16 protein-coding genes and 1 tRNA gene are annotated in these 19,257 nt (G+C 64.9%); 5 read left to right on the top strand and 12 right to left on the bottom strand.

The window, feature by feature from the left end:
• Positions 1–23 precede the first annotated feature (23 nt).
• Complete coding sequence (locus tag Q0X61_RS07650) at positions 24–914, top strand: carbohydrate ABC transporter permease (RefSeq protein ID WP_297741914.1); 891 nt, start codon at positions 24–26, stop codon at positions 912–914.
• The gene (locus tag Q0X61_RS07645; protein WP_297741912.1) at positions 914–1,822 is read left to right on the top strand and encodes a carbohydrate ABC transporter permease; all 909 of its coding nucleotides are present in this window, start codon (positions 914–916) and stop codon (positions 1,820–1,822) included. Before Q0X61_RS07650 ends, Q0X61_RS07645 begins: the two co-directional genes overlap by 1 nt.
• Before the next feature lie 115 nt (positions 1,823–1,937).
• Here the strand turns inward: Q0X61_RS07645 and Q0X61_RS07640 are convergent, their stop codons facing one another.
• Positions 1,938–2,234, bottom strand: a complete 297-nt coding sequence (locus Q0X61_RS07640) for a co-chaperone GroES (protein WP_367270720.1) — start codon at positions 2,232–2,234, stop codon at positions 1,938–1,940.
• A 23-nt stretch (positions 2,235–2,257) separates the two neighbouring features.
• The gene (locus Q0X61_RS07635) at positions 2,258–2,590 is read right to left on the bottom strand and encodes a DUF3618 domain-containing protein (RefSeq protein WP_297741908.1); all 333 of its coding nucleotides are present in this window, start codon (positions 2,588–2,590) and stop codon (positions 2,258–2,260) included.
• Positions 2,591–2,641: 51 nt separating this feature from the next.
• Here Q0X61_RS07635 and bcp point away from each other — a divergent pair, with 51 nt between their 5' ends.
• Positions 2,642–3,121 (top strand): thioredoxin-dependent thiol peroxidase, encoded by a 480-nt coding sequence (gene bcp / locus Q0X61_RS07630; RefSeq protein ID WP_297741906.1) that lies wholly within the window; start codon positions 2,642–2,644, stop codon positions 3,119–3,121.
• A complete protein-coding gene (locus tag Q0X61_RS07625; protein ID WP_367270719.1) occupies positions 3,118–3,768 on the top strand; it encodes a YigZ family protein in 651 nt (216 codons plus the stop codon). Before bcp ends, Q0X61_RS07625 begins: the two co-directional genes overlap by 4 nt.
• A 63-nt stretch (positions 3,769–3,831) precedes the next feature.
• Here Q0X61_RS07625 and Q0X61_RS07620 read toward each other — a convergent pair whose 3' ends face one another.
• Positions 3,832–4,248 (bottom strand): GNAT family N-acetyltransferase, encoded by a 417-nt coding sequence (locus Q0X61_RS07620; protein WP_297741904.1) that lies wholly within the window; start codon positions 4,246–4,248, stop codon positions 3,832–3,834.
• A gap of 101 nt (positions 4,249–4,349) precedes the next feature.
• Between Q0X61_RS07620 and Q0X61_RS07615 the strand changes: the two genes are divergently transcribed.
• Entirely contained in the window at positions 4,350–6,875 is a 2,526-nt protein-coding gene (locus Q0X61_RS07615; protein WP_297741902.1) for an RNA helicase, read from the top strand.
• Between the two features lie 215 nt (positions 6,876–7,090).
• Here Q0X61_RS07615 and Q0X61_RS07610 read toward each other — a convergent pair whose 3' ends face one another.
• The 9 genes from Q0X61_RS07610 to rph form a co-directional block, all read right to left on the bottom strand.
• Complete coding sequence (locus tag Q0X61_RS07610) at positions 7,091–12,544, bottom strand: carboxyl transferase domain-containing protein (protein WP_297741900.1); 5,454 nt, start codon at positions 12,542–12,544, stop codon at positions 7,091–7,093.
• A 521-nt stretch (positions 12,545–13,065) separates the two neighbouring features.
• Entirely contained in the window at positions 13,066–13,761 is a 696-nt protein-coding gene (locus tag Q0X61_RS07605) for an excalibur calcium-binding domain-containing protein (protein ID WP_297741933.1), read from the bottom strand.
• Positions 13,762–14,189: 428 nt separating this feature from the next.
• Positions 14,190–14,271, bottom strand: a tRNA-Leu gene (locus Q0X61_RS07600).
• 13 nt (positions 14,272–14,284) lie between these two features.
• Complete coding sequence (thpR, locus tag Q0X61_RS07595; protein ID WP_297741898.1) at positions 14,285–14,839, bottom strand: RNA 2',3'-cyclic phosphodiesterase; 555 nt, start codon at positions 14,837–14,839, stop codon at positions 14,285–14,287.
• Positions 14,840–14,985: 146 nt separating this feature from the next.
• Complete coding sequence (locus Q0X61_RS07590; protein WP_297741932.1) at positions 14,986–16,332, bottom strand: DNA polymerase IV; 1,347 nt, start codon at positions 16,330–16,332, stop codon at positions 14,986–14,988.
• A 121-nt stretch (positions 16,333–16,453) separates the two neighbouring features.
• Complete coding sequence (locus Q0X61_RS07585; RefSeq protein ID WP_297741896.1) at positions 16,454–16,942, bottom strand: dihydrofolate reductase; 489 nt, start codon at positions 16,940–16,942, stop codon at positions 16,454–16,456.
• 10 nt (positions 16,943–16,952) lie between these two features.
• Entirely contained in the window at positions 16,953–17,747 is a 795-nt protein-coding gene (locus Q0X61_RS07580) for a thymidylate synthase (RefSeq protein ID WP_297741894.1), read from the bottom strand.
• Positions 17,744–18,352, bottom strand: a complete 609-nt coding sequence (gene rdgB / locus Q0X61_RS07575; RefSeq protein ID WP_297741892.1) for an RdgB/HAM1 family non-canonical purine NTP pyrophosphatase — start codon at positions 18,350–18,352, stop codon at positions 17,744–17,746. Before rdgB ends, Q0X61_RS07580 begins: the two co-directional genes overlap by 4 nt.
• Complete coding sequence (rph, locus tag Q0X61_RS07570) at positions 18,349–19,071, bottom strand: ribonuclease PH (RefSeq protein ID WP_297741890.1); 723 nt, start codon at positions 19,069–19,071, stop codon at positions 18,349–18,351. Before rph ends, rdgB begins: the two co-directional genes overlap by 4 nt.
• Between the last annotated feature and the right edge of the window lie 186 nt (positions 19,072–19,257).

Below are 19,257 nucleotides of genomic sequence, written 5' to 3'. Positions count from 1 at the left end.
GAGCTGCGTCACTGGGAAAACGGATGAAACGTTCACTTCCGCAATACTTTGCGGTTTCCCCGTACTTCTTTTTCTTCTTTATGTTTGGCGCCATGCCCATGGTGTTCACCATGGCATTGGCGTTCACGAACTGGTCCGGACTCGGTGACATCGAGTTCATCGGGTTTGAGAACTTCAAATACCTCATCGTTGACCCACTGTTCTACAAAGCGCTAGGCAACACCCTGATTCTTTGGGTGATGGGCACGGTGCCGACGCTCGTCTTGGCCACAATCGTCGCGCTCATGCTGAACTCAACCTTGCGCTTCTCGACCACGTATCGCGTGATTTACCTCATCCCCAACGTCACTTCGATGGTGGCTATGGGCATTCTGTTTAGCTCTCTGTTCTCCAGCCAGTTTGGCTTGGCCAACGTGATCGTCAATCTGTTCGGGTTCGAGAACATCGCCTGGCTCCAGAACGAGTGGGGCATCAAAATTGCTATCTCAGCCCTCACGACTTGGTCCTTTGTTGGCTACAACGCCCTGCTGATCCTCGCCGGTTTGCAGGCCATAGATAAAACGCAGTACGAGTCAGCAGCAATCGACGGCGCGAACGGCTTCCAGACCTTCTTCCGCATCACGCTGCCACAGCTGCGACCCATCGTGTTATTCATCACGCTGATGTCCACCATCGGTTCGCTCCAGAGCTTCACAGAATCCCAGGTACTCACCTCGTCGCAGTCGTCGGGCGCGGCCGCGGCAGGCGGCGTGGGCAACTCAGGCATGACGATGGTGCTCTACTTCTACTCCGTGGCATTCCAGGAGAACCGTTACGGCTACGGTGCAACCATCGCGTGGGGTGTATTTGTCGTCGTGATGTTCTTCTCCATCATCAACTGGCTGGTCACCCGCGAACGAAAGGTGAAGGGCTGATGTCTATCAACCAGCGCGCAGTGCCGGCCGCTCTGGCAGGCGCAGCCATTGAAACCAGTAGCCGTCCGAATCGCAGGCCACCGTGGTGGCGCCATCGAGGTGCGATCGTACGCCACATCCTGCTCATCCTGGGCGCACTCATTTCCATATTTCCCTTCTACTGGATGTTTGTACTGGCGTCCCAGCCCTCGTCGGTGATCTACAAGTTCCCGCCGGTCATGACGCCTGGTGATCGTCTCGACGACAACGTCGGAGCGATCATGGATAAGATCAACATCTGGGCGGCCATGTCCAATACCGCGTTCGTCGCAATTAGTGTGACCGTCCTCGTACTCTTCATTTCGTCGCTGGCGGCGTTCGCATTTGCCAAGTATGAGTTCCCAGGCAAACGGTTTTTGTTCGGTCTCGTGCTCGCAACGTTCCTGCTCCCGGCGCAGCTCGCGACGATTCCCCAGTTCCTGTTCATGAGCAAGCTGGGGTGGGTCGGATCGCTCAAGGCGCTCATCTTCCCCTCCTTGGCGAGCGCGTTCGGCGTGTTTTGGCTTCGTCAGTACGCTTCAAACGCCATTCCACGCGAACTACTGGAAGCCGCTCGCATTGATAACTGCGGATTCTGGCGGCAGTACCTACACGTCTGCCTACCTACGATTCGGCCTGCTCTCGCGTTCCTGGGCATGTTCTCATTCATCGGCGCATGGAACGATTTCATGTGGCCGTTGATTGTGTTGAACGATCCCAGCAAGCTCACATTGCAGGTCGCACTGTCGCAGCTGAAAACCGCTCACGGTACCGATTACGGCATGCTGATGGCTTCGTCGCTCATCTCCGTCGTGCCGCTCATCATTATCTTCGCGATCGGTTCCAAGCAGTTCATTGCCGGTATTACAGAAGGAGCGGTCAAGGGATAACGAACTGTAGCCGCTCCTGCGATGCTCGACGGAGCGCACAACAGATGGCGAAAACCGCCCCTCGAGGGCCAAAAATGGCATCTGGAGTGCGCTCCGTCGAGTTTTTTGGGAGGGGCTACAAGTAGAGCCCGGTGCCGGCGTCGTCGAGACGCTCTGCAGCGACGGCGTGGATGTCGCGCTCGCGCAGCAGCACGTAGCGGCGGGCGTTGAGCTCCACCTCGGCTCTGTCTTCGGGGTCGAACAGCACTCTGTCTCCCACTTCGACGGCACGCACGCTAGGGCCGGCGGCGACTACTTTCGCCCAGGCCAGGCGCTTGCCCATTTGGACGGTGGCTGGAATCAGGATGCCTCCACCACTCGTGCGCTCTTGGTCGCCGGATTCGGCGTCGACGAGCACCCGGTCGTGCAGCATCCGAATGGCTAGCTGGGCATCGCTCACTTGGCCGTGATCGCCTTCTTCGTCTTGGCCGCGTTGAGCTGGCCACGCTTCGACAGTGCGTTGAGCGTCACCGCGAACGCGACGACGCCGACGACCGCGCCGGCGATGGCGAGGATCCGCTGCGTGCGAATGCTGCCATCCTCATGCACGAACTGCTTCTTCGCCTCGTTGAACTCATTCTGGGCAAATTGCTTCACCTCGGCCACGCTCTGTTTGGCGACGTTCTTCGGCTCAACGGATTCACGGAATCCTGCAATCGAAGATTTCAAGTTCGCTCGCGTTCCGGCGAGTTCAGCGCGAATATCTTCGACGGTTCGCTCCTTGGCCATCACCACTCCTTCACACGTTGGTAACCCCAGCCTAGCCGTACAATTGGGCGTATGGTTGCTCGTCTGACTCATGGATCCCCCGCACCAGCATTCACCCTGCCGAATCAACGAGGGCAAGAGGTGTCGCTCACCGACTTCGCCGGCCAGGCCGTCATCCTCTACTTCTACCCCGCAGCAATGACGCCCGGCTGCACCACCCAGGCCGTCGATTTCTCTGCATCGCTGGAAGAACTCGCCGACGCCGGCTACACGGTGCTCGGATGCTCACCGGACACCGTCGAGAAGCTCGCCAAATTCACCGAGAAGTCCGAGCTCAGCGTCACCCTGCTCGCCGACCCCAGCCTCGAGGTCATCAAAGCCTACGCCGCGTTCGGCACCAAGAAGCTGTACGGCAAAGAGATCGAGGGCATCATCCGTTCCACCTTCGTGATTGATGTTGATGAGGAGGGCATCGGCACGGTGCGCGTCGCCCAATACAACGTGCGGGCGACGGGGCACGTCGCGAAACTGCGGCGGGAGCTGGGCGTCTGACCAGCTACCGCACCGTCGACGCCCCGCTGGGCGGCGGGGTCGACGTCGAACTCGAAGTCAAACGCAGCCGGTTCCTCACGAGGATCCGCCGCGTCGACGATGAAGCCTCCGCGCGCAAGATCGTCGAGGAGCGTCGCGCTGCCATGCACGACGCTCGCCACCATTGCTCGGCGTTCATCCTCGGCCCCGACGGGCGCACCGGCGGCAGCTCGGACGACGGCGAACCCGGCGGCACCGCGGGCATGCCCATGTTCACCACGTTGCAGCACAACAACCTCACCGACGTGGTGGCCGTTGTCACGCGCTATTTCGGCGGCATCAAGCTCGGCGCCGGCGGGCTCGTGCGGGCGTACTCCGACGCGGTCCAGCAGGGTATCGAGGCGGCCGGTGTGCGCGAAGTTCGGCTGGCCCTGCTGCTGCGCGTCGACGTGCCCTACGCAGAGGCGGGCACCGTCGAAAATCAACTGCGCACTCTCCGACTACCCTCCGGCAGACCCGTCGAGGTAGTCGACGTGGCGTGGGACAGCCAGGCCCACATCACCGTCGGCGTCGACGCGGAGAACGTTGACGAGTTCCAGGCCGCCCTGCACACCCTCTCCGCTGGCTCGCTCGACGCGCAGCCGGCGGGCGAGCGCTGGATCGGGTGAGCAGGCACGCCTCCAGCCGCAGCATCGGAAACATTTACAGCGAGCGGGCGTGCGCTCGAGGCCTCAGTGTTGGTAGCGCACGAATGCTCGGCCGCCGGCGTCGCCGATCTCCTTGAACCCCATCGCCTCGTAGAAGGCACGCTGGCGCGGTTCCTGATCGGTGATGAGCACGTGCTGTCGCACCCCCGCATAGGGGGAAAACGCCGCCTCGAACAATCGCCTGCCGATCCCCGTTCCCTGCAGCGCCGGGAGCACCAGAATGTCCTGCAGGTACACGATGGTCTCGCCGTCGCCCACCACTCGCGCGAGCCCGATGAGTCTCCTGTCGGCCCGGGCGGTGACGACACGCAGGCTGTGGTGCAGCCCGCGCATCAGCCTCTCCGGGTCTTTCGTGTAGGCGCTCCAACCCACCGCGTCGTAGAGGCGAAGCACCTCGTCCCGGCCGGGGAGATCATTGACATGGAGCTGGAGACTCGTCATGGACGGAGTCTACTTTCTTGCCACCGCGCGGTATCCGTTATCTCGAGCCATCCTCGCCGTTGCTTTCCCCTCGGGCGCGGGCATGGGACGATAGCTGCATCATGACTCTCACCAGCCTGCTCGCACACACCCCCAACACACCCGACGCCCTCTATGACGCGTTCGTCGGCTGGGCGGAGCAGGGCGGGTTCAGCTTGTATCCGCACCAGGATGAGGCACTGCTGGCCATCCTCTCGGGCTCGAACGTGATTGTCACGACGCCTACCGGCTCCGGCAAGTCGATGATCGCCACCGCCGCGCACTTCTCGGCGCTCGCAGGCAGGGGGCGCACGTACTACACGGCTCCCATTAAGGCCCTGGTCAGTGAGAAATTTTTCGCGCTCGTTGACCAGTTCGGCGCGGATCTGGTGGGCATGGTGACGGGAGACGCGTCGGTGAACCCTGAGGCACCCATCATCGCCTGCACCGCGGAAATCCTCGCGAACATCGCGCTCAGGGAAGGCCGCGACGCCGACGTCGACCAGGTGGTGATGGACGAGTTCCACTTCATCGCCGACCCCGACCGCGGCTGGGCCTGGCAAGTGCCGCTGGTGGAACTCCCCCAGGCGCAATTCATCATCATGTCGGCCACACTGGGTGACACCACGTCGCTGCAATCCACGTTGACCCGCACCACGGGAAGGGACATCGTCGAGATTTCCGACGCTAGGCGCCCCGTGCCGCTCACCTACGCGTGGCAGACGACACCCATCCACGAGACCATCCAAACGCTGGTCGAGGAGCAGAAGGCGCCGGTCTACATCGTGCATTCGACGCAGTCTCTCGCGGTCGAGCAGGCGCAGTCGGTGCTCAGCTTGGGCGCGGCGAAACCATCGAAAGAACGGGCTGAACAGCTCAAGGCAGCCCTCCAGGGGTTCAAGTTCTCGAGTGGTTTCGGCACGACGCTGAGGAAGCTTCTGCTGCAGGGCATCGCGGTGCATCACGCGGGCATGCTGCCGAAGTATCGCCGCCTGGTAGAACAGCTCGCGCAGCAAGGATTGCTGCAGGTGATCTGCGGCACCGACACCCTAGGCGTCGGTATCAATGTGCCCATCCGCTCAGTGCTGTTCACCACGTTGACGAAGTTCGACGGGCGCCGTCAACGCCACCTACGCTCGCGCGAGTTCCACCAGATCGCGGGGCGGGCTGGGCGGGCGGGCTTCGACTCCATCGGTTACGTCATCGCACAGGCGCCCGAGCACGAGGTGGAGAACGAGCGCATCCTCAAGAAGTTCGCCGGCAACGAGAAGAAGCTGAAATCGGTGCGGCGCAAGAAACCCCCGGAGGGGTTCGTCAACTACACGGAGGCGACGTTCACGAAGCTCATCGAATCTGCGCCGGAAGAGCTGCATCCCAGGATGCGGATCACGCACTCGTTCATACTCAACTTGTTGGAGCGTGACGACGACGTCAGCCAGGCGGTGATTCGTCTGGTGGATTCGGTGTCTCCCGACAAGGCCAAGCGGCGGCGTCTGTTGCGCCGGGCGGTGTCGCTCACGCGCTCCCTGCTCGCGGCGGAGATCATCACCCGGGTGCCGAATCCTCAGCCGGGCGGGCGCGTCTACCAGCTCGATGTCGATCTGCAGAACGATTTTGCGCTGAACCAGCCGCTGTCGGCGCTCGCGCTGGCGTACATGGAGACGATGGACGATACCGAGCCAGGCTACGCGCTGGACACGATCAGCGTCATCGAAGCAACCCTCGAGGACCCGCTCACCATCTTGTTGGCCCAGCAGCACCGTGAGCGTGGCGAGGTGATCCGTGAGCTCAAGGCCGACGGCGTGGAATATGACGAGCGCATGAGCATCGTCGAGGAGATGACCTGGCCAAAGCCACTCGGCGAGGAACTGGAGCAGGCGCACCGGGAAGCTGGCGAGAAGCATCCGTGGTTGCTGGAGACCCCGATCCGCCCAAAGTCGATTGTGCGCGACATGGTGGAGCGCGGCATGACGTTCGCCGAGTACGTTGCGCACCTGAAAATTCAGCGCTCGGAGGGTCTGCTGCTGCGTTATATCACCGACTGCTACCGCGCTCTGCGTCAAACCGTGCCCGAGGGGTTCCGCACCGAGGAGCTGGCTGATCTCATCGCGTGGCTAGGCGAGCTCACGCGCCTGGTGGATTCGTCGCTGCTCGACGAATGGGCGCAACTTACGGCGATGTCAGGTGCCGAACCGGAGGTGGCCGACGTGCCGGCGCCGCCGTCTCGTCCTGTCACCGGCAACGAGCGAGCGTTTCGGGTGCTGGTGCGCAACGCCATGTGGCGGCGGGTTGAGCTCATGGCCGCCGACGACGTCGACGCGCTCGCCGCGCTGGATGCGGGTGGCCCCATGACGAAGATGGCGTGGGACGAGGCGCTCGGTGACTATTGGGACGAACACGACGACCTGTACACCGACGCCGACGCGCGCGGGCCACAGTTCTTCGACGTGGAGCACCAGAAGGGGTCACGCGTGTGGCTCGTCCGGCAGATCATCGACGACCCGGCGGGCAACCACGACTGGTCGGTGACCGCGCGCGTCGATCTCGACGCCAGCGATGATGCCGGTGAACTGGTGATCCAGTCGCTGAACTTCTCTCGCCAGGATTGAGGTGGAGGCCTGGCTGTCACCCCCACCCGATGATTGAGCACCGCTCTAGCCGATGATTGAGTAGCGGCGTAGCCGCGTATCGAAATCATCCCCTCCGAGCGTCGAGTAGGCCCGAAGGGCCGCATCGAGACGCAGCGACGAGGTTTCGATACGCCCGCTACGCGGGCTACTCAACCACCGGGGTGAGCGGCTACTCAACCACCGGGGGCGCGTTATCACGAGCATCCTGCTGCAAGTGCTTCTACGATCGAAGGCCGCAGATCGGAGACGGAAATGATGCGGTCCACTGATCCCACCTCGACCGCGCGATGGATGGAGTGCACCGCGTCGAACTCTGCGGCGATCTCGCCGATCTTCTCGGCCCGCGCACTGCTTCGCATCTCGTCGAGCGCTGCTGCGAGCGCCGGACGCTCCGTCGCAGACGCTTCGGCGAGCTTGGTTTCGAGCTCTGCGACGCGCGGGTCGGAGGCGGTGCGGGCGGCCACGTCGCGGGCAAACACCACGGCCGCAGCAGGCGCCCCGCCGAGCACCGACGCACGCGACCCCTCGAGCGCAAGCACCGTCATGTTCGGGTTTAGCTGCTTCGAGAACACGACGAATGCGCCCCCGTGGTAGCGAGAGATCACGACGAACACGATCGGCCCGTCGAAGTTCACCACCGCGCGGCCGATTTCCGCGCCGTACTCCAGCTGCAGGTTGCGCATCGACTCGGGCGACCCGTCGAAGCCCGAGAGGTTCGCCAGCACCACCAGCGGCCGGTTCCCCGACGCCGCATTGATCGCCCGCGCGGCCTTCTTGCTCGACTGCGGGAACAGCGTGCCCGAGGTGTACACCGTCGGCCCATCCGTCGGATGGAACCCCGCCCTGGGTACGGGCTTCGACTCGATACCCAACAACGCGACGGAGTAGCCGCCCATGCGCGCATCTATCACCACCGCGGTGTCCGCTTCGGCCATGTTCGCCCAGCGCTCCACGCACGGCCCATCCTGATCCACCACCGCACGCATCACGCTGCGAATGTCGAACGGCTTCTTGCGCTCGGCGTTCAGATCGTCGGAGAAGATCTGCCCCACCGTCTTAAACTCCGAGCCCTCGAGTTCGTGCGGGAAGCTCGACACGTCGCGATCAATCGGATCATCCGACGACGCCCGCCGCGGCCCAGACTCTCCCGCAGCCACGTACGTCGCGTCGTAGTGCTGGAGCAGCACCTGGAACGCGCCGCGCAGATCCGGCGCCCAGTACTGCGCCTGCCCGTTCGGACCCATCACTCTGTCGTAGCCGCCGATGCCGAAGTTGTCCTCAGCGGACACGCCACCCGAGTAGTCCAGCGACTGTTTGCCCGTGAGCACCATCGCCGAATCCGGCGTCATCACCAGAATGCCCTTGGTGTGCATGAGCATCGTCGCCTCCGCCGCCCAGTACGGCTGGGCGCCGACCGTGATGCCCGCCACCACAATGTTGATCTCGCCGCCGGCCTGCGTGAACTCGACGATGCGCTTCAGCGCCGCTGCCACCCAGTCCATGTTCTCCGTGCCCGACCGCATCGAGATGAGCGCACCCGAGCTGAGCGCGAACCACTCCACGGGGACGCCGAGCTCGTCGGCGAGATTCAGCGCGGCGATGATGCGCCTGCACTCCGGCTCCGCCACAGCACCGAGCCCCTTTGTCGGGTCGCCCGCCAGCACGATGCGGGTGATGCCCTCGGGGTGCAGCGCCGTCGGGGTGCTGACCTTCGCACAAATGATGCCTGCCCGGTTCTGCCCATACGGGCGCTCCACCTCGACGAGCGCGTCTCCCTCCAAATCTAGTTCGACGAGCGTCCCGTCGCCTGCGAGCGTGTCCGCCAGCTCGTACGGGTACACGAGCCCCCGACGCTTCGCGCGCAGCACCTTGCTCTGATACTCGTCGACGGGCTGCAGCTCCTGCGTGGGCGGCGCCTGCACGTCGGTGATCACCTCGCCCGAAGGGCGCTGGTGAAAGCGCAGCGCAAGCGGGCGGGTGGCGCCGTCGAAGGTGAAGGTGCCCTGAATCACGACCTCCTCGATGCCCGCCGAATCCGACAGCGGTGTGATCTTCGACTTCAGCTGGTCGGCCTCGCGGGGGTCGAGCTCGCAGGTGGGCCAGATGTGCACCCAGACGTGGTTCATGTCGAGGTGTCCTGCCTTCGCCATCGACGCGCGCTGGCGACGGATCGCCTCGAGACAGCGCTCGATGGCGCGCTCCACGTGCGGAACCCCGACGAGCTGGCCGGCGTCGTCGCGCACCAGCGCGAACTGCCGCACCTGCGCCATGGCAATGAGTCGCCGGTCCGACGCGTTGCCACGCGCCACCGCATCGACGAGCAGCACATCGTCGGGCGCCGGCACGCGCTCGATATAGAACGGCTGCAGGCGCCACAGGTCGAGGCGGCGGGCCACCATCGGGTGATGGCCGCGGATGATCTCGTCTTCCACGAGCGCATCACCATCCCAGCGCAGAGTCACGTACGTGATCGCACCCTGCGGCGTGCACACGCCCACCACGATGCGGCGTATCCGACGAGGTAGCCACTCCGCGATCGCCTGACGTAGCGGCTCACTCGACTCGTCGTGGCTGACTTCCGCGCTGTGCGACGCGTACACCTCGACGACGGTGTCGCCGCCCGTATCGTGCTCGCTGATGAGCCGGGCGAGCGCGCCCTGTTCCTGCAACTCGGTGAGTGCGCCCACCGTCGAGATGAGGTGCGTGGGTTCGGCATGCAGCTCGTAGGTGCCCGTCACGACGGGGCGAGTGCCCGCGAAGGATGAGCGGACATCGCGCAGACCCGCGCTGGCGTAGTGCTTGCGGGCGAGCACCTCGAGCATCGGCTCCGGGCCGGTGACGCCGGCGGCCACCCGTGCGGCGAGGGTCACGTCGTTCTTCTCCGGGACGGCGACGAGTTTCGCGATGCCCTCGGCGTAGTCGGGGGCATCCGGGTTCGCTGCCAGGGCGGCCACGTCATCGAGCATCTCTTGCCAGATGGGGGCGCGCTCGGCGTCGACGAGCGGCTGGTCGAACCAGCGGAACCGCACCGAGCGGGCGAGGTCGCCGAGCGTCGCGTGGCGAAGCTGCGTAGCGAGCTTGACGCGCTCCAGCTGTTCGCGGGCCTGCTGAGCGAGGACGCCGTCGGGGGCGGGTTCTTGGAGCCAACATTCGAGGATGCCGACGATGACCTTCACCAGCTGCGCACCACGCTGTTGCGTGAGGAAGACGCGGAAGATGGCGCGCTCGAGGGCCGGGGTGTGGGTGAGGGTGTCGACACCGTAGTGCGCAAGGGCTGCGGTAAGGCGCTCGACGAAGGTCTCCGGCAGGCCGGCGCGCTCGACGTCGAAGGTGGTGAGGAAGGTGTGGAGGTGCTCACGGTCGGAGTGGATGCGCAGCTCCTGGTTGATGTGTTCGTGGGCTGGGCGGTTGCGCCCGAGCACGGCGAGGCTCGCGAAGGCGTCGAACAGGGCGCACTCGGCGCGCAGGACATCGTCGGTGGAAATTTCGGGGCTTACCGCATCGCGGGCGGCCAGGTAACGGGCGAGCGCGTCGGCGTCGGCGTCGGCGTCGTAGCCGAGCACGGCCGCGCGGAGATCGTCGAGGGCCTGGTGCCATTGCTGGGTTGGGGTCAGCGTGCGCTGGGCGGGCAGGGCGACGGGGGTGTCGTAGTGGGCCTGCTCCTCCCCCGCATCGTCGAGCGGATCGAGCTTGATGAGCGGGGCTAGGCCGTCCACCTGCGTGCCGGCGCTCACTACGACCTCCTTCACCCGCGCGGGGAATGTGGCCGGGACCACCGTCTCCATCTTCATCGACTCCAGCACGACGAGGGGCTGGCCAGGCTGCACCTCGTCGCCCACCGCCACCGGCGTCGCCACAACGAGCGCCGGCGCGGGAGCGCGCAGGACACCGCCCTCGTCGCGCGAAACCCGGTGCGCCACACCGTCGACCTCGACGAAGTGCACCGGCCCGTGCGTGGCCACGACGAGCTTGTGCCGCTGACCCTCAACCGTGATGTACGCGCGGGCGTCGTCGAGGCGATCGAGCTGCACGCGCACGTGGTGGTCGTGCATGCCGACGCGGAAGGTGTGCTCACCGATACGGGCGCAGGTGAGCTTGTAGGCGGTGCCGCGCAGCTTCAGCTCGCATTGCGTGACCGGCTTGTGCGCCGTGAGGGGGCGTCCGCCGCGGGCGCTTTCGAGCAGGTGCGCGATCTCGGTGCGTTCCTGCTCCTCGCAGGCCTCGATGGCGGCGGCGATGAGTGCGATCTCGGCGTGCTGGTCGGCGACGAGTCCGCCCGCGTCTCGGGTGCGGTCGATCCACGCAGTGTCGGCCCAGCGCCCAGCGTTGTGGCCGGTAACTTCGGGGCGATCCAGCAGCGCGAGCAGGAACGACTTATTGCTGGCGCCACCTTCGATCACGACGGTCGTGTCGCTGAGCGCGCGTCGCAGGCGGGCGAGTGCCTCGTCGCGGGTGCGACCGTAGGAGATGATCTTGGCGATCATGGAGTCGAAGTCGGCGGGGACCTCGTCACCCTGGGCCACACCGGTGTCGACGCGAATGCCGGGGCCGACGGGGAACGAAAGGTGCGAGATGCGGCCGGGGGCGGGTGCGAAATCTCGGTCGGGATCTTCAGCGTTCAGCCGAGCCTCGATGGCGTGGCCGAACTCACTCGGGCGCTCGTCGAGCGCCTCACCTGCGGCGACGCGAAGCTGGGCCCGGACGAGGTCGAAGTCGTTGGTGAGCTCGGTGACGGAGTGCTCCACCTGCAACCTGGTGTTAACTTCGAGGAACGCGAACGTGCGCTCGTCGGGCTGGTACAGAAACTCGACGGTGCCCGCGCCCTCGTAGCCGACGGCGAGCGCGAGGCGTTCCGAGGCTTCCTTGAGCTCATCGGACTGTTCCTGGCTGAGCAGCGGCGACGCGGACTCCTCGAGCACCTTCTGGTTGCGACGCTGGATCGAGCAGTCGCGCACGCCGAGCGCCCAGGCGTTGCCGTGGGAATCGGCGATGAGCTGCACCTCGACGTGGCGCGCGTTCGTGACCAGACGCTCCAGGAACACCGTGCCAGAGCCGAACGCGCGCTCCGCCTCGTCGCGGGTGCGCTGGTAGGCGTCCTCGAGTTCCGCGGCAGAATTGACGCGACGGATGCCGCGCCCGCCGCCGCCAGCCGTGGCCTTGAGCATGAGCGGATAGCCGATGTGTTCCACAGCGGCGAGGGCCTCGTCGAGGGTGTCGACGCCGCCACCCGACCACGGCGCCACCGGCACGCCTACTTCTTCGGCGAGCAGCTTGGAGCCGATCTTGTCGCCCAGCTTGCGCATGACTTCCGGGGACGGGCCGATGAAGGTGATGCCCAGCTCGCGCATGCGTTCCGCGAATGCCGCGTCCTCCGCGACGAACCCCCACCCCGGCCAGACCGCGTCCGCCCGCGCCTCGACGAGCACCTTCGCGAGGAGGTCATGGTTGAGGTACGGGCGCTCGGCCGCCGCGCCGAGCGAGTAGGCCTCGTCGGCCTCGCGCACGAACATCGCCGAGCGTTCACCGTCGGTGTGGAGGGCGATGGTGGTGATGGGTTCGACGATGCCCTCGGCGTTGAGGTCGCGAACGGCGTGGATGAGGCGCATGGCGGCCTCGCCGCGGTTCACAATGGCGATTCGTTGAAACAAGGCGTCTCCTTCCGGGGCTGACGAAGAATGTCGCACCTCAGAAGACCAAACGGAAGCAACACCCGCGTTTCTTGCATACTTCCGACGAAGAAACACGGCCAAATCTCAATATCAGCCAGAAACCTTGTGATGGAGCTACAAAGCAGCCGGATCGCCGGGTGGCACGCCAGCAGATGATTGAGCCGCCGCTGCAAGCGGCGTGTCGAAATCATCCCCGGAGTTTCGATACGCGCCTTCAGCGCTGCTCAACTACCGGGGACGACGCGCACTTCACCCCACCCGACCATCGAGTAGGCGACGCAGTCGCCATGTCGAGATATGACGAGGCTTTAGATGCCCGAGCTCCGCTCGCTACTCAACCACCGACTGGGCAGAGGGCCGCCCCTTCCTGATCGTCGAGTGGGCGGCTAGCCGCCGTATCGAAACACCGAAACGATGCCGCGTACTGAGAATGCAACGGCCCAAAGCTTGAACTTCACAGGTCGTGGCCACCCTAGAATAAGGCGTGTCGCCCGCCAGCGTTATCGCTCGCAGCCGACCCCGTCACCGTCGCGGTCTAGGTGCTTCCCGTACCCGGGGTCCCCTCGATACACGGGAGCGGCCCCAGCTGCCTTTGCGGCACTGCAATTCTTGTAATAGACGGAGCCCGCAGGCTTTTTCCGGGGTTCGGCTTGCTGGGAAGACTTCTTAGCAGGAGACTTCTTAGCAGGGGCCTTTTTCGTAGCCGCCTTCTTCGTAGGGGCTTTTGCTGTGGCAGTTTTCTTCTCAGATGCTGCCTTCTTCGCGGCCGTTTCTGCGCCCTTTCTCGGTACCTTAGCCACCGGGGCAATCTGCGTTGTATTCGAGTTCGACTCAGGCTGTGCCGTGAGCTGCGCCCCCGCGGCCTTCTCGGATTGCCGAGGCTCACTATTCGCCGGTTCGGGGCTAGGGGTTGGAGTATCAGCATCGTCGATGGTTGCAGGCTCCGGTTCGGCAGTGGCCGTCGCTGCCTCCGTAGCTGCAGCCGTGGCAACTGGCTCGGGAGTGGCCGTCACTACCTCGGTCACTGTGGCAACTGGTTCAGGAGCGGTATCCGGCTGCGATTCATCCGATTCTTGCTCTCCAACGCATCCCGCGAGCCCAACCAGAAGAGTCAGTGCCCCCACCACGGCGAGTCCTTTACGCCAGAGAGCCTTGTTCTTCTTCTCAGCGGTGCGCTCACTGAAACTGTGAAGCATATTCAACACAGTGGCTTCCTCCCATTCCCCTTCATTACTGACGCCATTCGCGTCTAACGTAGTAAAGCTTATCAATGCGATCCTACCCGACAGACTAGGGGTCAACCAACGTCGATTTCGACTGTTTTGAGCGAGGATATCCGCCACCTGCACAAGAGGTTTCGCATCCCGCTAGGATATCTTTGGAGACTATAGGCATTCTTCCAACGCAGTATGTAGCCCGTTGAATTGACGGATCCCGTCTTCCTTTGCATCGCGCCGGACGCCATCGCGGATGCTCACAGGATCCTTGAGAGATCTCTACCGCATCCTCGCCTTCCGCGCCCTTGGAGGCTCACAGGACTACCCAGTCGAGTTGCATTGGAGTGAATCTCCTGGCACGAAACGCACCTATAACTAGCGGTTTCGTGTTCCACCACCCACGACAGTACGCGAGAAGGGACTTGAACCCTCACGCCCGAAGGCACAGGAACCTAAATCCTGCGTGTCTACCAATTCCACCACTCGCGCATACCGGGTAATTCTAGGGCTTCGTCGCGCGAAGCTCGAATCGCTCAACCACCTCGTAGCTGCGCCCCACCTGATGCGACTGCACCAGCGCCACTTCCTCCACGGGCACATCCCACCCTGGGAAGGAGTCCAGCCCGCCGAGCCACTTCGTCGCCTGGATACCGCGGTTGGCGCGGGCGAGGGTGAGGTGCCCAACGAATCGCGCTCCGTCCGGCGCGGCTCCCGCACGGTTCGCAGCGCCTCGACACTTCGTCGACAGCGCGGCCAGCTCGCTCGCCCCCTCGGTTACTCCGAGCGCTAGAAGCCGCGCCTGTACTGGGTGCGGGAAGGTGAGCCCCGATGCGACGCGGATCCGAAACGGAGTTGCCGTGACCGTCGCCTCGTCGAGCGTTTCCTCAAGACGCTCGACGTCCGGGACGTCAGCCATGAACGCCAAAGTGAGGTGCCAGCCTTCGGGTTTGGTCCAGCGCAATCTTGGGTCGTGACTACGCCGCGGCAGCAGCAACGCGTCTAGTTCCTCGACCACAGAATCCGGCGGCAACACCGCCACAAACATTCGATTCACCATCGCAGCGATTCTACGCATCCGCCACGGCGCCCGTTGTGAGAACCGGCCGATCTTCGGGGCTACCTCCAGACCTAACCCAATATCCACACGCGTTTGTCACATGGCCCGTTTCTGGCTCGTTCTCGGCAACGCGTGTGGATATTGGGTTAGCTAACGCGAGTGCCACTCGCCTCGGCGCTCGGAAGGGGCTCAGGTTCCGCGAGACGCAGCGCCGGGTCGTCGAGCGGCAGCGTCCGAACCGGCCCTGGCACGCCTCCCCGTCGCTCAAACCGCACGGTCACCAGACCTCTTCCACTCCCCCACACCCAGCCACGGCCATGCACATCATGTTCGACGTCGACACCCGTGTACCACCCGTGCCCGCGCACCCCAGCCAGCTCCTCAGTATCGAACGCGGAGGGGCTGGGCTCATATTCTTTGACCTGATCGTCGCCGAACAGGCGATCTTGGGCGGCACCTGCGAAGTTGCTCACCCCAATGCCCAACAACCGCACGCCCCGTCGCGGATCAATCTCGCCGAGCAGCCCCAGCCCGGCTGCCGTGATAGCGTCAGCGTCGTCCGTCGCTCCGCCAAGCGAGGCGGCGCGGGTGATGGTCTCGAAGTCCGCAAACCGCACCTTGATGGTGACGGTGCGAGCGAACAGCGCTTTGCCGCGGAGCCTCTTAGCGACGGCGGAGGCGTCGCGGCGGAGGATGGCCTGGAGGTGGGCGCTATCGGTGAGGTCTTGTTGAAAGGTGTCCTCGGTTGAAATCGACTTGGCTTCGGAGTTCGCCACCACCGGGCGGTTATCTTCGCCGCGGGCGAGCCGCGCGAGCGAGGTACCCGAAGCCTGGCCGAGCTCCCTGATGAGTTCTGCTGGGCTGACGGCTCGGAGGTCGTCCACCGTGTACAGTCCGATGGCGAGCAGGCGCTGCTCCGTCGCTGGCCCAACCCCCGGAATCGCCCTCACCGGCAGCGGCCCCAGAAACGCCAGCTCCTGGTCGGGCGCGAGAATGAGGGCGCCGTCCGGCTTCGCGTCCTCGGATGCAAGCTTCGCCACGAGCTTCGACGACCCGACCCCCACCGACGCGGTCAACCCGCAGGTGCGCCGCGTCAGCTCAGCCCGGAGCCACGCCACCTTGTCAGGAAGCTCGTCGTCGCTCCATCCCGACGGCGCCAGATCCACGTACGCTTCATCCTGGCTGAGCGGTTCGACCAGGGGCGAAATCTCGCGCAATAGCCCCATGACTACCCGTGACGATTCTTTGTAGGCCTGCCAGCGTCCCCCGAGGAAGGCGACTCGGCCGTGCGCGCGTCGGCGTGCCTCGGCGCCGGACATCGCCGAGCGGATCCCGAACACACGCGCTTCGTAGCTTGCCGTCGCCACTACGCCGCGCAAGCCGGTGCCGCCCACGACGACGGGTTTGCCGCGCAGGCTCGGTTTATCGCGTTGCTCCACCGACGCGAAGAACGCGTCGAGGTCGAGGTGCAGGATGCGGGTGGTCATCCTGATGAATCCTAGTTGCGACGGATGGACGGAGCATCTCGATACGCGCCTTCGGCGCTACTCGATGATCGGGGGGAGGGAGGGCGCGTCGCCTACTCGACGGCCGAGAGGGAGCGGGCGTCGTCGCCTACTCGATGACCGGAGACGGCGTCGGGCGGTACTGGACGAAGTCAAACTCGTCGCCCACTTCGCGAGAGATCTCCGTCCACTCGCGCGGGGAGATGTGCGGAAACAGGGCCTCCCCCGCGGGTGCGAGGTGCACCTGGGTGATGTCGAGCTCCGTGAGATACGGCCAGGCCGCCTCGTAGATCTGCGACCCACCCGCGATGTAACACACCTTGTCGGGGGTCTGCTCAGCCAGGGTCAGCGCTTCCTCGATGCTGTGCGCGACCTCGACCTCGTCGTCGCGCCACTCCTGGTTGCGAGTCACGACGATGGTCCGCCGCCCCGGTAACGCGCGGCCGATCTGTTCGTGGGTCTTCCGCCCCATCACCAGGGTGTTGCCGGTGGTCACCCGCTTGAAACGACGGAAGTCGTCCGGCAGGTGCCACACCATGTCGTCGCCGGATCCAATGACGCCGTTCTCTGCCACCGCCGCGATTGCCACAATTCGCATCGTCAACTCCTCACACCGCCACGGGGGCCTTGATCGCCGGGTGGGGATCGTAGCCGCTCAGCTCGATGTCGGTGAGCTCGAACGCGTCGATCTCGCGTACGTCGGGGTTAAGGCGCAGCGTCGGCAGCGGCCGCGGCTCGCGCGTGCGTTGCAGCGCCACCTGCTCCACATGGTTCGAGTAAATGTGCGCGTCACCGAGCGTGTGCACAAGATCGCCCACCTGCAGCCCCGTGACCTGTGCCACCATGTGTGTTAGCAGCGCGTAACTCGCAATGTTGAACGGCACACCGAGAAACACGTCGGCGGACCGCTGATACAGCTGGCAGCTCAGCCGCCCGTCGGCCACATAAAACTGAAACATGGTGTGGCACGGCGGCAGCGCCATATCGTCGACATCCGCCACGTTCCACGCCGAGACGATGTGGCGCCGCGAATCTGGGTTGGTGCGCAACCCGTCGATAACGCGCGCGATTTGGTCGATGTGCTCGCCCGTTGGCGTCGGCCAGCTTCGCCACTGGCGGCCATAAATCGGCCCCAGGTCGCCGTGCTCGTCGGCCCACTCATCCCAAATCGAGATGCGGTTGGCGTGCAGCCAGGCGACGTTGGTGTCGCCGCGCAGAAACCACAGCAGCTCGCCGAACACCGACCGTGTGTGCACCTTCTTCGTCGTGACAAGGGGAAAGCCTTGGGTGAGGTCGAAGCGCATCTGGTGCCCGAAGATGCTGCGCGTGCCGGTTCCGGTGCGGTCGGCCTTGACCACACCGTCTGTCATGATGTGCTCCAGCAAATCGAAGTACTGTTTCACGCCCGCTCCCCCAGCCACGAGACGAACGCGCGCACCGCCTCGCCGCGGTGACTGATCGCGTCTTTTTCTTCCGGGCTCATCTCCCCCGACGAGCGCTCCTCGCCGTCGGGAATGAACAGCGGATCGTACCCAAAGCCGTTGTCACCGACGGGTGCCTCACCGATGCGCCCCTCCATGGTGCCATGCCAGATACGCTGCTGGCCGTCGGGCGACACCAGCGCCAGCGCGCAGCAAAATCTGGCCGTGCGACGCTCCGCCGGCACCCCGTGGAGCTGCGCGAGTAGGAGTTCGTTGTTCTCGTCGTCGTCGCACATCGGCCCGGCCCAGCGCGACGACCGCACGCCCGGCATGCCGTTCAGCTCGTCGACTTCGAGGCCGGAGTCGTCGGCGACGGCGGCGAGACCAGAGCGTTCCGCCGCGGCGCGCGCTTTGATGAGCGCGTTGCCCTCGAAGGTGCGCTCGGTTTCCTCAGGCTCCGGATAGGGTTCCACGTCGGCGAGGCTGAGCACCTCGAGGTCGATGCCCGCCTGCTCAACCACCCGTCGCAGTTCGACGAGCTTCTTCGGGTTGTTGGTGGCGAGCACCACCCGCGTCGGGCGGTTCATGCGAGTGCCTCGCGCTGCAATCGGGTCAGCTGCTCGCAGCCGAGCGCGCCGAGATCGAGCAGTCGCCCCAACTGTTCACGGGAGAAGGGCTCGCCCTCCGCGGTGCCCTGCACCTCGATGAACTTGCCAGAGCCGGTCATCACGACGTTGAGGTCGGTGTCGGCTTGGGAGTCCTCTTCGTAGGCGAGGTCGAGGAGTGCTTCGTCGCCCAGGAACCCCACGGAGATCGCCGCGACGGAATCGGTGAACGGGTCGCCGTCGATTGCCCCTTGTGAGCGAAGAGTTTCGACGGCGTCCGCGAGCGCCACGTACGCGCCGGTGATGGACGCGGTGCGGGTGCCGCCGTCGGCCTGCAGCACGTCGCAGTCGAGCACGATGGTGTTCTCACCGAGTTGTTTCATGTCGATAATCGCGCGCAGCGAGCGGCCGATGAGCCGCGAGATTTCGTGGGTGCGTCCGCCCACTTTGCCGCGTCGCGATTCACGGTCGGAGCGCGTGTGCGTCGCGCGCGGCAGCATCTCGTACTCGGCGGTGACCCAGCCCAGCCCGGAGTCTTTGCGCCAGCGCGGCACGCCGACGGTGGCGCTCGCGGCGACGAGCACGCGGGTCTTGCCGAACTCGACCAGCACCGACCCTTCCGCGTGGTCCAGCCAGTGCCTGGTGATCTTCACCTGCCGCAGCTCGTCGGGGCGGCGTCCATCAAAGCGCGAAAAGCTCATGGTGCCACCCTAGTGCTTCGCCCCCGTCCGCTCCACGCCCGTCCTCGTCGCCCCGGCAGGTGCTGCCCACCGGGCAGGGGTAACCGCCCAGGCATACGTAACCTGTGCGGCTCTGTTCCGGAACATGTGTCACTTGCCTAGCCGCGACGAGGCGCCGTCGGGAGGCAGGTGACACTTGATCCGCTC

The sequence above is a fragment of the uncultured Tessaracoccus sp. genome (assembly GCF_947255005.1).
Classification (GTDB): Bacteria; Actinomycetota; Actinomycetes; order Propionibacteriales; family Propionibacteriaceae; genus Arachnia.
Note: the sequence above shows the minus strand (reverse complement) of the source record. Positions and strands in the feature narration are given on the sequence as shown.

Coding starts and splice junctions, on each gene's coding strand:
- Q0X61_RS07650 (WP_297741914.1), top strand. CDS start 24: ATGAAACGTTCACTTCCGCAATACTTTGCGGTTTCCCCGTACTTCTTT.
- Q0X61_RS07645 (WP_297741912.1), top strand. CDS start 914: ATGTCTATCAACCAGCGCGCAGTGCCGGCCGCTCTGGCAGGCGCAGCC.
- Q0X61_RS07640 (WP_367270720.1), bottom strand. CDS start 2,234: ATGCTGCACGACCGGGTGCTCGTCGACGCCGAATCCGGCGACCAAGAG.
- Q0X61_RS07635 (WP_297741908.1), bottom strand. CDS start 2,590: ATGGCCAAGGAGCGAACCGTCGAAGATATTCGCGCTGAACTCGCCGGA.
- bcp (WP_297741906.1), top strand. CDS start 2,642: ATGGTTGCTCGTCTGACTCATGGATCCCCCGCACCAGCATTCACCCTG.
- Q0X61_RS07620 (WP_297741904.1), bottom strand. CDS start 4,248: ATGACGAGTCTCCAGCTCCATGTCAATGATCTCCCCGGCCGGGACGAG.
- Q0X61_RS07615 (WP_297741902.1), top strand. CDS start 4,350: ATGACTCTCACCAGCCTGCTCGCACACACCCCCAACACACCCGACGCC.
- Q0X61_RS07605 (WP_297741933.1), bottom strand. CDS start 13,761: ATGCTTCACAGTTTCAGTGAGCGCACCGCTGAGAAGAAGAACAAGGCT.
- thpR (WP_297741898.1), bottom strand. CDS start 14,839: ATGGTGAATCGAATGTTTGTGGCGGTGTTGCCGCCGGATTCTGTGGTC.
- Q0X61_RS07585 (WP_297741896.1), bottom strand. CDS start 16,942: ATGCGAATTGTGGCAATCGCGGCGGTGGCAGAGAACGGCGTCATTGGA.
- rdgB (WP_297741892.1), bottom strand. CDS start 18,352: ATGAACCGCCCGACGCGGGTGGTGCTCGCCACCAACAACCCGAAGAAG.
- rph (WP_297741890.1), bottom strand. CDS start 19,071: ATGAGCTTTTCGCGCTTTGATGGACGCCGCCCCGACGAGCTGCGGCAG.